The 14,016-nt window shown below is 44.3% G+C and carries 9 protein-coding genes; 4 read left to right on the top strand and 5 right to left on the bottom strand.

What is annotated here, in order from left to right; translation table 11 throughout:
* Positions 1–83 precede the first annotated feature (83 nt).
* Positions 84–3,389, top strand: coding sequence for a VCBS repeat-containing protein (locus L0U88_RS03780; RefSeq protein ID WP_234864276.1), 3,306 nt, complete (start codon positions 84–86; stop codon positions 3,387–3,389).
* 42 nt (positions 3,390–3,431) lie between these two features.
* On the opposite strand, the gene L0U88_RS03775 is transcribed toward L0U88_RS03780, so the two are convergent.
* The 3 genes from L0U88_RS03775 to L0U88_RS03765 form a co-directional block, all read right to left on the bottom strand.
* Positions 3,432–3,869: a hypothetical protein gene (locus tag L0U88_RS03775; RefSeq protein WP_234864275.1), complete on the bottom strand. Its 438-nt coding sequence runs from the start codon at positions 3,867–3,869 to the stop codon at positions 3,432–3,434.
* 102 nt (positions 3,870–3,971) lie between these two features.
* On the bottom strand, positions 3,972–5,420 hold the full coding sequence (locus tag L0U88_RS03770; RefSeq protein ID WP_234864274.1) for a RagB/SusD family nutrient uptake outer membrane protein: 1,449 nt from the start codon (positions 5,418–5,420) through the stop codon (positions 3,972–3,974).
* Between the two features lie 18 nt (positions 5,421–5,438).
* Positions 5,439–8,492: a SusC/RagA family TonB-linked outer membrane protein gene (locus tag L0U88_RS03765; protein WP_234864273.1), complete on the bottom strand. Its 3,054-nt coding sequence runs from the start codon at positions 8,490–8,492 to the stop codon at positions 5,439–5,441.
* A 241-nt stretch (positions 8,493–8,733) separates the two neighbouring features.
* Here L0U88_RS03765 and L0U88_RS03760 point away from each other — a divergent pair, with 241 nt between their 5' ends.
* A complete protein-coding gene (locus L0U88_RS03760; RefSeq protein ID WP_234864272.1) occupies positions 8,734–9,573 on the top strand; it encodes an ROK family protein in 840 nt (279 codons plus the stop codon).
* A 52-nt stretch (positions 9,574–9,625) separates the two neighbouring features.
* Entirely contained in the window at positions 9,626–10,792 is a 1,167-nt protein-coding gene (locus L0U88_RS03755; RefSeq protein WP_234864271.1) for a DNA-binding transcriptional regulator, read from the top strand.
* A 4-nt stretch (positions 10,793–10,796) separates the two neighbouring features.
* Here L0U88_RS03755 and L0U88_RS03750 read toward each other — a convergent pair whose 3' ends face one another.
* A complete protein-coding gene (locus L0U88_RS03750) occupies positions 10,797–11,870 on the bottom strand; it encodes a Gfo/Idh/MocA family protein (protein WP_234864270.1) in 1,074 nt (357 codons plus the stop codon).
* A 10-nt stretch (positions 11,871–11,880) separates the two neighbouring features.
* Positions 11,881–12,708, bottom strand: a complete 828-nt coding sequence (locus L0U88_RS03745; protein ID WP_234864269.1) for an RHS repeat domain-containing protein — start codon at positions 12,706–12,708, stop codon at positions 11,881–11,883.
* A gap of 75 nt (positions 12,709–12,783) precedes the next feature.
* Between L0U88_RS03745 and L0U88_RS03740 the strand changes: the two genes are divergently transcribed.
* The gene (locus tag L0U88_RS03740; protein WP_234864268.1) at positions 12,784–14,013 is read left to right on the top strand and encodes a DUF3667 domain-containing protein; all 1,230 of its coding nucleotides are present in this window, start codon (positions 12,784–12,786) and stop codon (positions 14,011–14,013) included.
* Positions 14,014–14,016: the final 3 nt, after the last annotated feature.

The following is a 14,016-nucleotide window of genomic DNA, read 5'->3' as shown; positions in this document are numbered from 1 at the left end:
AATAATAGTCTTCAAAATACGTAGTACTCCCTCTTAGCCGGCCAGGAATTGTAACTTGTAGCTTGAGTGTATATCTGATTTTTATGATACGAATTAGCTGGTTGTGTATTATTCTTTTTTATTGCTGGTCCTGCAAACCGGAAGCGCCTGAAAATTTTCTGTTCGAGGAACTGTCGTTGCAGCAAACAGGTATTGATTTCACCAATGAAATCCGGGAAGATGAGCAACTGAATATCCTGAGTTTTGAGTATTTCTATAATGGAGCGGGAGTGGGGGTAGCAGATTTTAACCAGGACTCTCTGCCGGATCTCTTCTTTTCTTCCAATATGGGTGCTTCTAAACTCTATGTAAATAAGGGTAATTTTCAATTTGAAGACAAAACGGAATCTTCGGGTATTGATACCCGTGGGAAGTGGGCTACAGGTGTATCCATTGTAGATATCAACCAGGATGGTTACCCGGATATTTATCTCTGTTTTGCTGGTCCGCATGCCGCGGACAAGCGGGCAAATGCGCTTTATGTAAACGACGGAAAAGGACGCTTTACAGATCAGGCGGCAGCCTATGGATTAGCAGATACCGGCCATACTGTACAAGCTGTTTTTTTTGACTATGACCTGGATGATGACCTGGATTGTTACCTGCTGACCAATATCACAGATGAAATGGGGCCGAATATTATTCGTCCCAAGCGGGTGAATGGGGAAATGATCAATACTGACCGACTTTACAAGAACGAGGGAAATGGAAAATTCAGAGATGTATCGAGGGAAGCCGGAATTTTAAAGGAAGGATATGGCCTTGGTGTTGCTGTTTCGGATTTAAACCGGGATGGCTGGCCGGATATTTTCGTTTCCAATGATTATCTCTCCAACGACTTGTTGTATATCAACAACCGGGATGGAACATTTACCGACCAGGCTACTTCTGCGTTTAAGCATACCAGTTATTCTGCCATGGGTAATGATGCAGGTGATATCAACAACGATGGTTTCCCTGATCTGGTAGAAGTGGATATGTTGCCTCCGGATAATTACCGGCAGAAACTGATGCTGGGATTTACCAATCACGACCGCTATCGTTCCGAGTTGCAGGTGGGTTATGCTCCTCAGTTCATGCGGAATTCATTACACCTGAATACAGGATTGATAAAAGGAGATGTACCCGAATTCAGTGAAATTGGCCAACTGGCAGGTATCTCCGCTACCGACTGGAGCTGGAGCCCGCTCCTTGCTGATTTTGACCTTGATGGTCGTCGTGATCTTTTTATTAGCAATGGCTATCCAAGAGATATTACGAACCGGGATTTTATCACCTACCAGGCGCAGGGGTTGTCGCGAACTGATCCGAAAGCACCGCTTACCAGGGACCAGTTTGCAGTACTGCAAAAACTGGAGGGTGCCTATCTGCACAATTTCATGTTTCGTAATGAGGGTGATTATCGATTTTCAGATCAGTCAAAGTATTGGGGATTCAGTACAGATGCGTATTCTACCGGTGCTGCCTATGCTGATTTGGATAATGATGGCGACCTGGACCTGGTTGTAGTGAATACGGGAAAACCGGCTTCTGTGTACAGGAATACTGCTGCTGAAAAAACAAAACATAGTTTTTTACGGATACGGCTGGAAGGGAAACCAGGAAACCGGGATGGGATAGGAGCCAGTTGTCGTCTGTATGCAGGAACTGAAATGTGGTTTTCAGAGCAACAGGTAGTTAGAGGTTACCAGTCTTCCGTTGATAATAGGATGCTGATTGGTTTGGGTGCCATCAACCAGCTGGATTCACTTGTTATCAACTGGCCCGATGGTCGGCAGCAGACACTCAAATCACCTCCTTTAAACAGGGAACTGGTTATTTCGTATAAGGATAGCCGGGAGGCTTATTATTTTCCGTATACGATGTTACAAAATGGATTTTTTGAGCTGGAAAAAGAACAGTTGGGTATCAATTTTTTCCACCATGAAACGCCTTATACTGATTTTAATATTCAGCCACTCATACCACATAAATTTTCAACCGGTGGTCCGCCAATGGCTGTAGCTGATCTGAATGGAGACCAACGGGATGATTTTTTCATAGGTGGCGCCTATAATCAATCGGGTTTAATCTACCTGCAACAACCGAATGGTGCTTTTCGTAGTCAGCTACTTAATGAAGGGAAAAAAATGCCGGAGGATATGGGAGCTGCGTTTTTGGATGCTGATGGAGATGGAGACCAGGACCTCTACGTAGTAAGTGGTGGTAATGAGTTTCCTGAGGGATCGGTTCATTACCAGGATCGGTTGTATATCAACAATGGCAGGGGAGGATTTACGCTATCGAAGGATCTATTGCCTGCAATACCAGCCAGTGGATCTGTTGCAGTTGCAATGGATTTTGATCGGGATGGAGATATGGATCTGTTCGTTGGCGGTAGAATCCGGCCACAGCATTATCCGGAAGGAGGAACTTCTCAATTATTGGAAAACCGGAATGGACGTTTTATTCAGGTAGCTGCTGAAAAAGCACCCGGATTAGAAGCAATTGGTATGGTGAACGGAGCTGTTTGGGTTGATCTGAACAAGGATGGCTGGATGGACCTGGTGGTAGTTGGAGAATGGATACCGGTGACAGTATTTATGAACCGGCAGGGCCGTTTTGAAAACACCACGGAAAAATTAGGATTAGCTAAAACCGTAGGCTGGTGGAATACGGTGCAAGTGGCAGATTGTAACAAGGATGGGCAACCAGACCTGGTATTGGGTAACCATGGGTTGAACAGTCGATATGCCAGGTCTGATTATCAGTCGCTGGGAGTTTACTGGTATGATTTTAGTAAAACAGGTACCCGCCATGGCGTGATAAGTTATACTACTAACGGAGAGGCATATCCTATTCATCCAAGAGACGATCTGATGATGCAATTGCCTTTTTTACGAAAGAAATTTCCGCTGTATAACGATTATGCAAAGGCAAGAATGCAGGACCTCTTTCCCCAGGTTGATTTGAATGCTGCCGAATTCAGGCAATTAAATGAATGGCGTTCAGGTGTGTTGTTAACTGGTGGTGACAGTGCCTGGAAATTTCAGCCTTTGCCTATGGAGGCACAGTTTGCTCCTGTTCATGCTATCCTTGTGAATGATTGGGACGGGGATGGGAATCAGGATCTGTTGTTGACCGGAAACGACTATAGTTATGAAGTGATCAATGGGCCAGTGGATGCCTTAAATGGACTCTCTCTGCATGGAATGGGCGATGGTCAATTCACCAAGAAGCGGGATAATTTTCGTGTAACCGGAGAGGGAAGGTCACTGATTAAATTAGATCGGCCGGGGAGAACTAATCTGGTGTTGGCAGGAATCAGTAATGGAGCAGTGATTTGTTTGGAAGTGAGACGTGAGAAGTGAGACGTGAGAAGTGAGACGTGAGAAGTGAGACGTCAGAAGTGATTATTGCTTTCGGCTGAAATATCGAAGTTCATAACGGACTTCCTTTTTGCCTTCGAAGAGCGGGCGTTTATTTTTTTTGAGTACCAGTTGGGTGTTATCCAGATTAATAATTTCCATTTCATTTCCTACACTGGCATTGGGCAAATCTCGAATGATGAGCTGTTTATCATTCAATTCATAATAGTATTGTTTTTTTTCTCCCATTCCTTCTCGTAACATGGTGCCATCCGGATTATAGGTATGTGTCTCCCTGGGACTTGGGTTCGTATTTGTAAAAGTAAATCCGTTATGGTAATCAAATACCGAATCAATCTCCCAGGTGCCTACCAGTTTGGGAGCATAATCAGTGGTACAGGCATTCAGGCTACAGGCAATTACCAGTACTGCAATTGCGCTACTAAAATTTTTATGCGAAGCCTTTAAATCGTTCTGATTCATAACATATATAACTGCGGAGATGTAAAAATAAAAAAACCGGCCCTATACAAAACTGCAAAAGTATAGGAGCCGGTTTGGGATTGCTCAAAAAGCCGTAACCAATTATTGGTAGTCTGGGTTCTGTATCAGTACTCCATTGCTCAGATCAATCTGGCGCTGGGGAATCGGGAATTTATAATTTTTAGGGCGAGTGAACGTGCGGGCAGGTTTCCACTGACCACGGTTGATTGCATAATGGGCGCGCAAATCGATGATATTGGCGCGATCCCAACGCATCAGGTCGAGATGACGTTCGTTTTCACCAGCCAGTTCCACTCTTCTTTCATGAATAAGATCCTGCATGGTTGCATTGCTTACATCTGGTATATTATTGCGACGGCGCACGGCATTGATCTCGTTGTCTCCGTTTTGTCCGGAACGAATCTTTGCTTCAGCAACCAGCAGGTAAATATCAGAAGCGCGGAGCATTACAATGTTCATATTGTTGTCCAGGCCGCCATCCGGTCTCCAGCTTACATATTTGCGGAAGAAATAACCGGTGTTGGTGAGTCCGGCCGGAACAGGTTGTAATCCGCCATTGGAGGCACCAGCATCAATCATGTCACCCACTTTTGCCATGGTGTAGCCCATGCGCTCATCGCCTGGTTCAAATTCATCTGCCAGATCATCAATTGGTTCCTGGAAGCCCCATCCGCCCCAGGGACGAGGACCGTAATAAATTGAAGCTACGTTTTCTGTCCAGCCTTCTGTACACTGAATAGAGAAAAGAACTTCCGGGTTGTTTTTGGTAGCGGGTGTGAAGTTGTCGCCAAAACTTGGAGCCAGCGCATACGGGCCGGTAATTACTTTGTTGCCGAATTCAATCACCTTGGGGAAATTCTCTTTATACATATAGAATTTGGCAAGGTAACCCCAGGCTGCACCTTTGGTAGCGCGACCCAGATTCGCATTGTCATTGGTTGTAAGCAGTAGGTCTGCGGCAGCAAGAAAATCGGATTCAATCTGCGCTTCCATTTCAGCCATGCTTGCTTTGGGAACATTGTAATTGTTTTCCCGAACATTGGCTTCCAGAATCAAAGGCACTTCGCCGTAGATCTTGTAGAACTGCCAGTAGATGAGTCCGCGAATAAAATGCGCTTCGCCCAGGATGCGATTTTTCAGGGCATTATCCATATTGATTTCTGGTACATTGATCAGGACAGCATTGGCTCGAGATACAATTTCATATTTCCTGGCCCAACTGTCGTTCAATTGGGGGTTGGAAGGTTCAACCGTGAAATCTTCAATGGCCTGGTCTTCCGGGTGGTCACCGGCTCTCCATTGGTCGTCTGAACAGATGTCCCAGGTTTGTTCCGTATGAGCAAACGTATATTCGTCGCCCAGGAAAGAATACAGTGCATTGGATGCAGAGACGGCGTCATCGGCATTTCTCCAGAAATCCGCGGAGGTGGACTGCCCATAAGGAGGCGAATCCAGCAGGTCTTTATTGCAGCTCACTGCGCCAACGGCCAGCAGCAACAGAAATCCTTTGTATACTATCGTATGTTTCATAGTCAATTCTTTTTTCAGTTAAAAGGTAACATTGAGTCCAAAAATCCAGGTCCGGGATTGCGGATACTGTGCGTAATCCACATTGATCTGCCTGTTACCATCTGTATATCCCAATTCAGGATCAAGGCCTGAATAACCCGTAACGGTGAATACGTTTTGACCAGTGATATAGAACCTGGTTTTGCCAATACCAAGGCGGTTCGTCAGTTTGTCGTTCAGCGTATATCCGATGCTGAGATTCTTCAGTCGAAGGAAATCTCCTTTCTCGATAAACATATCGGATGTGCGATAATTTCGATTGTTCCTGCGCGTGGTCATACGGGGAATGCTGTTGCTGGTACCCGGGCCTGTCCAGCGATCTTTAACTTCTTCATACATGTTGAATGAATAAGTAGGATCAAGGCCCTGCATGCGGTCTGCATTAAAGATTTTCACACCTGCATTACCAAGGAAGAACAAGCCGAGGTCAAAACCTTTGTAATTGAAATCAGCATTGAAACCATATACCATTTTCGGGTGTGGGCTGCCCAGGTTAACGCGATCTCGGTCATCAATCAGTCCGTCACCATTAATATCAAGGAAGCGTACATCTCCGGGTTCAATTAAACCTGCAGTACGGCGAGGATCATTTGCGATATTAGGATCCTTGCTGATATCGTCTGTAGTCTGGTAAAGTCCGTCGGTTCTCCATCCGTAGAAGATACCTATAGGTAATCCTTCGTAGGTACGGGAGATCTCTTCATTAGGGCGACCGTAGGTACGGGAGCCGATGAAGTTACCATCATACAATTCAATCACTTTGTTTTTGATGAAAGCGGCATTGGCACCTAACCGATAGGAAAATTCTCCGGCGCGATTCGAATAGGAAAGATCCATTTCAAAACCGCTGTTCTTCAATACGCCTACGTTCTGATCAGGAATACTGAGTGTGCCCACTGTTCCGATGGTAGGAGGAGACAGCAGCATATCGCGTGTCTTTTTATCAAAGTAGTTCAGGTTCACAGCCAGTTTACGATTGAACAACTCTGCACTTAGTCCAATGTTGGACATTTCTGCTGTTTCCCAGGAAATATTCGGGTTGGGAAGTCTGGTTTGCGTATTGCCTACCGTGGTGTTGTTGTTGAAGGAATAGCGACCGCCATTTCCAATCAATGCGAGGTACTGCAAACGGTTTACATTTTGGTTGCCCAGTTGTCCCCAGCCTGCGGTAAGTTTCAATTCATCAATAAATGAAACATTGAAGAATTTTTCATTGGAAATTCTCCAGCCTGCAGAGAAGGCCGGGAAATATCCCCATTTATTTCCGTCTGCGAATTTGGAAGAACCATCCGCACGGAAAGTAGCCGTGAAAAGATAACGTTGATCGTAGTCGTAGTTAATCCTTCCGAAAACTGATTGAAGGGCATCGTAATAGCGATTACCACCGATACCTTGTAAGGTTTGACCTACATCAAGAAAGCGCTGGTTGGGATCTTCATTGAGGAAATCGCGTTTGGCCGCTGAGAAATTATCTCCGTCAAAGGTTTGTGAAGTATAACCTGCCACGGCATCCAGTTTGTGTTTGCCGGCGAAAATATTGCTGTAGGAAAGGAAGTATTCACCCAACAGAGAATAAGATTCACTGAATGATCTTCCGAGTGAGTTGTTGTTTCTCGTGCGGGTTTGATCACTGATGATGATGTTGAAATTACGACCTGTATAATGGTTTCCATCCACACCCAGGTTCACTTTGAACTTGAGGCCTTTCAGGATTTCATATTCTGCATTGATATTCGCCAGGAGTCGGGTGTTAATATTGTCTGCATCAATTGTATTGGCAGTAAATATAGGGTTGTTAATATCGCCGAATTCATTGGAGGCTTTGGAGGTACCCCAGGATCCGTCATCATTTTTAACCGGAATAAAAGGCATGAAACGGATGGCACTCCAGATCAGACCGTCCTGTGCAGACAAGGTATTAAGGCTGTTGTCATTGGAGCGGGTGAGCTGAATGCTTTGTCCCACTTTCAGGCGCTTTCCGATACGATGATCTGAATTTAAGCGCATGCTGTAACGTTTGAAAAAGGAATTGGTAATGATTCCCTTTTCATCGTACATGCCTGCTGATAACATATAGGAGGATTTGGCAGAACCGCCACTAAGCGCCACATCTATGTTGTTTACAGTACCTGTTCTGAATAATTCATCTTGCCAGTTGGTTCTTTGAGTAGAGTTGGAGGGATCATTCCATACGGGGTTAATTGTGAGGCCGTCATTGGTAAAACGTTCTCTTTTCAATTCAACCAGGGTGGCTGCATCCAGCATGTCAAGCGTTTTAATAGCATTTGACATACCGGTGTAGGCGTTCACATTCATTCGCATTGGTTGTTCGAAACCACCGCGTTTGGTTGTAACGATTACCACCCCATTAGCAGCACGTGTACCATAGATAGCGGAAGCCGAAGCGTCCTTAAGTACTTCGATGGAGGCAATGTCATTGGGATTAACAGCGTTCAGATCACCTGCGGGAATACCATCAATGATGATCAGCGGGTCTGCGTTGTTGATGGTGCCTGTACCGCGTATGCGAATACTGCCGGGGTTACCGGGGTTACCGCCACTGCGCACCACATTTACACCGGCTGCACGTCCCTGGAGCGCCTGTGAGGCACTGGAGACCGGCAGGTTTTGAATGGCATCGCCTTTTACAGAAGCAACAGCTCCGGTAAGATCCCGGCGCGATTGGGTACCATAACCTACCACCACCACTTCAGAAAGTTTGGTGCTGGAAGTTGAGAGTGTAACATCGATAGTGCTGCGTCCGTTGATGTCAATTTCTGTTTCAGCAAAACCAGTGCTTGAAAAAACAAGTACTGCATCACCCTGCTGCAGGTTGATGGAAAAAACACCGTTGTCGTTGGTAGTGGTACCCCTGCTGGTTCCTTTAATTGTCACATTTACATTGGAGAGAGGAGCACCGGTGCTTTGATCTGTTACCTTCCCGGTAACCGATGTTTGCGCGAATGCAAGTTGATGGAGTGCAATCGCTGCTATGAAAGCAAAAAGCCTCTTTAGCAGTAAGTTTAATTTCATAATCTAGTTGGTTATTCAGTTTAAAACAAAGGCTCTATAAAATTAGATTAGCTATTCAGTTGCATTGGGACATGAAGCGAATATTAATCATCAAAATGCGTAATCATCAAAATACGATCTATGCTACGCAATTTGATGTGATAGATACGCATATATAGGTAGTATTCTGATATACAGCGGGTAGTTTTGTTACCATCCGTTGGCAGGTATTACTCCTGTATTATCATTTAATTAATTTATTATGATCATAGGCGTTGATTTAGGCGGGACGAATATTAGGGCCGGATTAATTCAGGGAGGTGAGGTGTTGCAATCGATCAGTCATAAGCTAACCAATAAACATTCACTGGATGCAACGCTGGAGCAAATAATAGCAGTTATAGAACCATTGGTAAGTGAAGAGGTTGAAGGCATAGGGATCGGAGTTCCTTCCATTGTGGATGTGGACAATGGAGTGGTGTTTGATGTGGTGAATATTCCTTCCTGGAAGAAAGTTGAGTTGAAGAAAATACTCGAAGAACAGTTTCATAAACCGGTGTTTGTAAATAATGATGTGAATTGTTTTGCTCTGGGGGAACACCAATTTGGTGCTGCACAGCCATTTGATTCCTTTGTAGCAATTTCAGTGGGGACGGGACTTGGAACTGCTATTGTAATTAACCGGGAGTTATATCTTGGAGTGAATTGCGGGGCAGGAGAAATCGGCTATTTTCCTTATCTCGATAAAAATCTGGAATATTATTCCAGCAGCAGTTTTTTTGACATACATGATACAACTGCGGAAGAACTTTTTTATGACGCACAGGAAGGGAAACCCAAAGCCCTTCAGGTTTGGCAGGAATACGGTCATCACCTGGGCAATGTTTTAAAGGTGGTTTTGTATGCATATGCTCCTCAGGCTGTATTGCTTGGAGGTTCGATTTCCAATGCCTACAAATACTTTGAAGAAAGTATGTATCTGAGTATGGATGACTTTATGTATCCATCCCTGCTCAAACAGGTAAAAGTGATTCATTCCAAAACAGAGAACATTGCGTTATTGGGAGCAGCGGCACTTGTTCCTGTCAAAGCGCTGGTATGATTTTGTAAAATCTTCAAACTGCTTTAATTTACCTGTTGCAACTCTTTTCTGAATGAATAAGATCATCTTACTATTTGATATTTCTGAAAAATACGGGCAGAGTCTGATGATGGGTATTGTTCGGTATTTTAAGGAAAACAGCAATGCCCTGTTTTGTAATATGCCAATTTATTACAGGGAAACATTGGGTATCAGAGGAATTCTGAAATTTGCCAAAGAGTGGGGTGCACAGGGGATCATTGCACAACTGAATAATACCAGAGATGTACGGAAGATTGCCGAATCAGGAATACACCTGATTGTAGAGGATTATAAAGAGCGCTTTGAAGAGTTTCCCAATATTACCGGAGGATATTATGAAGCCGGTCAGATGGGGGCAGAATATTTTGTCAAGAAAGGGTTTAAGAATTTCGCCTTTTACGGGTTTAAAAATATTGTTTGGTCGCGCGAACGTTCAATGGGATATGAAGATTATCTGAATGAACGCGGATTTGATGTTTATTATTTTAACCAGAAAGAAGATACTGGTAACTCGGAACTTTGGTATTACAAACCTTCTGATCTGAGTGAATGGCTACAGCAACTGCCTAAGCCAATTGCAATCATGGCCTGCGACGATGCCAGGGGCCTTCACATTGCTGAAGCCTGCAAGCATGCAAATATTCGCATACCGGAAGATGTTATTGTGCTGGGAGTTGATAACGATGAATTAACCTGTAACTTATCAGATCCGCCCTTGTCGAGTATTAACCTTGATACGGAGAGAGGAGGATATGAAGCAGGCCGGCTAATGGATCTGATGATCCAGGGTAAGGTTAAAAAGCCGCGGAATGTAATGGTAATGCCTACCTATATTGTAACCCGGCAGTCAACCGATATTGCTGCAGTAGATGATGCCTATATTGCGAAAGCGCTGAAGTTTATTCATAAAAACCTGGATCATGATATAAATGTGTCGGATGTATTGGGACAATTAACGATCTCCAGGCGCTCATTGGAAAAGAAATTCCAGGAGGTAACGGGCACCAGTGTTTATAAATACATCAGCAAGGTGCGAATGCAGAAGTTTTCTGAGCGGCTCCTGGAAACGGATAAACGGATTTCAGAGATTGCGCACGAAGCCGGATTGAATCTGACGAACAATGTAGCCCGGCAATTCAAGCAGATCCATGGCTGCTCGCCGAGTGAATACAGGAAAAAACATCTTCCCCGTAAGTAACTATTTAATCCAGCATGATTTTTTTGCCTTCTTTGGCAGAACGGGTAGCAGCTTCCAGGATTTTTACCACCAGCAGGTTGTTGGATAACGAGGAAAGGTCATTCGTATCAGTAATTTTTCCTGTCAGAAAAGCTTCCAGGTAACTGATAAAATCGCCATACACAGCTGCAGGTGCCATTCCGCTGATGGGTTTGGATTGCTGCTTTTTCTGAACAATAGTTTGTGCATCAACCGCATGGAAGTAAGCGGAAGAACCAAAAATTTCCATATCCTTGATAGAGTAGGGCCAGTTCCAGGATGCTTCAATAACCCCGGTTGCATTTTCGTATTCCAGCAAAATAGTAGCCACATCATCCACTTTTGGATATACGGCCGGCTTGTATTGCTGGATGATGGCCGTAACGGATTTGGGGGCCTTCCCATGCATCAGCCAGGTCATCAGGTTGGCGCCATAACAGCCGAAATCACGGGATGCACCACCCCCGTTTTTAACCGGATCGGTAAGCCAGTCGAGGAATTCTTTACTGCAGCCAATTTCCTTCGGACCTTCATGACCGGAATGCACTACTATTTTATGGATCTTGCCCAGGTTGCCCTGATCAACCTGGTCTTTCGCATAGTGGTTACTGTTATACCAGGTTGTTTCGTAGTTCGTAAGTACGGCCGTATTGTATTTTTTCGAGAGCGCTTCTATCTTTTTTGCGTCTTCCAGGGTAGTGGCAAGTGGTTTTTCCACCATAACGGGAATGCCCTGCGGAAGACAGGCTTCTACAACGGCCAGGTGTTCATTGATGGCATTGAAAGCCAATGCAGCCTGTGGTTTGGTCGCTTTTAACGCCGAGCTGATGGTATTGAAGAATAAAGCATCAGGCAGTTGGTAAGACTTTTTATAGCGTTCAATGAGTTCGGGATTGCTTTCCACAATTCCTGTGATGATAACTCTTCCCTGTTTATGAAATTGAAGGATTCCATGCACATGATCGTGTGTCATGCCAACAACCAGCACCTTTAGTTTTTCCTGCGACTGGGCGGAAACAATGCTGCTAAAGGAACTGAAAACCACGCATAATAAAAGCAAACTGAGATGTTTATTCATATTCGTATTCCACTTTACCCATGAGTTGTTGTTGTTTGTTGTAAACCAGCTCCATTCTGCGCAGGCCATTGGGCAGGTATTGATAGAACCATTGCTCGTAGGCATTGGTGCCTTCGGGTACCATGGTCATTTTTTTTAGCTGGTCATTTTCATTGTACTCGAAGATATAATCAGGCAGGAGCCGCTGTGCTTTAACATTGAACCGTACGATATCGGTCAGCCTGTTTTTGGCATCGTAGTAATAATAATAGGTGATCGCAGGCAGGTTCGCACGGATTGCCTTTTCTTCTACGAGGTTTCCTTTTTCGTCATATACAAAACTAACGGTGGTAGTGTCCACCTGGTTGCGTATCCGTTGCATGGATTGGGGTAATCCGGCTTCGTTGTAAGTCCAGTTATGAATTTCTGTTGTGGTGATATTATCAGAACTGCTGCTGCTTTCCAGGCGGATCAACTGGCCATTGGGGTTATAGGAATAGGAAGACTGGCTGGAAGCGTTCTGGGCGGTATCCTTGCTGCTGATCAGCCATCCCTTTTCATTGTAGCGGGCTTCGATACGCGTATCACCTGTTTGACTGGTTTGTGTGCGGGTAACCAACAGCCCTTTTTTCGAATCCAGGGTTTGTTCTGCGGTGAAGCCAGCTGATTCAGGAGTATTTCCGTCGTAACTGGTAATAGTCACTTTTTTGATTCCTTTTTCAAGCAATTGCTGGTAACGTTGATTGGTCTGGCGATTGGCCAACAGGTCGTTATAATAGAATTGTGACCAAAGCGGGGAGGAACTAAGGGTTAAAATGAGAATAAAAGCGATGTTTTTCATCTGGACTATTGTTTATACACTGGCGAATGAGTGCAACTTAACTAATTGTATTTATTTTTATTCAAATTTTAACAAGTGTCGCATTATAAGGAAAGAACGGAAAAGAATTGCCTGAACTGTGGAACGGAAGTAGCTGGCCATTATTGCCAGCAATGTGGACAGGAGAATATTATTGCCAGGGAATCCTTCTGGAGTTTGCTTACGCATTTTGTTTATGATATAACGCATTTCGACAGCAAGTTTTTTGGCACAATGAGCCAGTTGCTGACGAAGCCGGGGAAATTATCCCTTGAATACATTCAGGGAAAAAGAAACAGCCAGTTGAATCCCATCCGGATGTATGTGTTCACTTCCGCCTTTTTCTTCATCATTTTTTTCACGATGTACAACGCGGAAAATATTGGAAAATCGGATTCTGACAAGAAAAAGGAAAAACTGGAGAGCCTGAAGCTGGCAAGGGATGTGGTTCAGGAGAAACCGTTACTGTCTGCAAATGAAGTAGAAAGGGAAACGGCGCAGCGTGTATTGGCCGGACTTGAAAAAGACATTCAAACCATTGAAAAAGAAATCAGCGATAAGAAAATAGCAGACTCCATCCGCTCCGAAAAAGGCCAGGAGATTCTGGATACCCTGGAAAAAGAAGGTATCAAAGTGCCGGGTGATTTGAAGATTGATCAGGAGGATCAGGGATTAAATATCAATATGTCCACGGATAGCAGCAATGATGCCTTCAGTTCATCCAATTATGAATCGCTGGAGGCTTATCGTCGAATGCAGGAGGCTTTACCAAAAGACAAGAAAGACAGCTGGATTAAAAAAATATTTGTAACCAAGATCATAGCAGCATCTGAAACCGGAAAACTCAAGGGGGAACGGGCTTATTTACAGAGTTTTCTAAACAACCTGTTTCACAGCTTCCCCAAGATGTTGTTTGCCTCTCTTCCCCTGTTTGCCTGGTTCCTGCAACTGTTGTATGGGCGCAGAAAGGATCTGTTTTACTCGGATCATGCCATATTTACCATTCATACCTATTGCGCCACTTTTATCTTTCTGCTCGGCAGTTTTGCATTGGGAGCCTTGCAGGATTATACCGAGTGGGGAATTATTAACCTGTTACAGGTAATCATTACTATAGCAGTTTATTTATACCTGTATAAGGGAATGCGGAGGTTTTACGGTGAGAGCCGCAAAAAGACCCTGCTTAAATTTATACTGTTAAATATCCTCTCTTTCTTTATGATGATGGTGCTATTGGTGATCTTTACCGCCATCAGTGCGGCACAAGCCATTAATCCGGGCCATTAAAAC

The sequence above is a fragment of the Flavihumibacter fluminis genome, assembly GCF_021491375.1.
GTDB classification, from domain to species: Bacteria; Bacteroidota; Bacteroidia; order Chitinophagales; family Chitinophagaceae; genus Flavihumibacter; species Flavihumibacter fluminis.
Note: the sequence above shows the minus strand (reverse complement) of the source record. Positions and strands in the feature narration are given on the sequence as shown.

Coding starts and splice junctions, on each gene's coding strand:
- L0U88_RS03780 (WP_234864276.1), top strand. CDS start 84: ATGATACGAATTAGCTGGTTGTGTATTATTCTTTTTTATTGCTGGTCC.
- L0U88_RS03775 (WP_234864275.1), bottom strand. CDS start 3,869: ATGAATCAGAACGATTTAAAGGCTTCGCATAAAAATTTTAGTAGCGCA.
- L0U88_RS03770 (WP_234864274.1), bottom strand. CDS start 5,420: ATGAAACATACGATAGTATACAAAGGATTTCTGTTGCTGCTGGCCGTT.
- L0U88_RS03765 (WP_234864273.1), bottom strand. CDS start 8,492: ATGAAATTAAACTTACTGCTAAAGAGGCTTTTTGCTTTCATAGCAGCG.
- L0U88_RS03760 (WP_234864272.1), top strand. CDS start 8,734: ATGATCATAGGCGTTGATTTAGGCGGGACGAATATTAGGGCCGGATTA.
- L0U88_RS03755 (WP_234864271.1), top strand. CDS start 9,626: ATGAATAAGATCATCTTACTATTTGATATTTCTGAAAAATACGGGCAG.
- L0U88_RS03745 (WP_234864269.1), bottom strand. CDS start 12,708: ATGAAAAACATCGCTTTTATTCTCATTTTAACCCTTAGTTCCTCCCCG.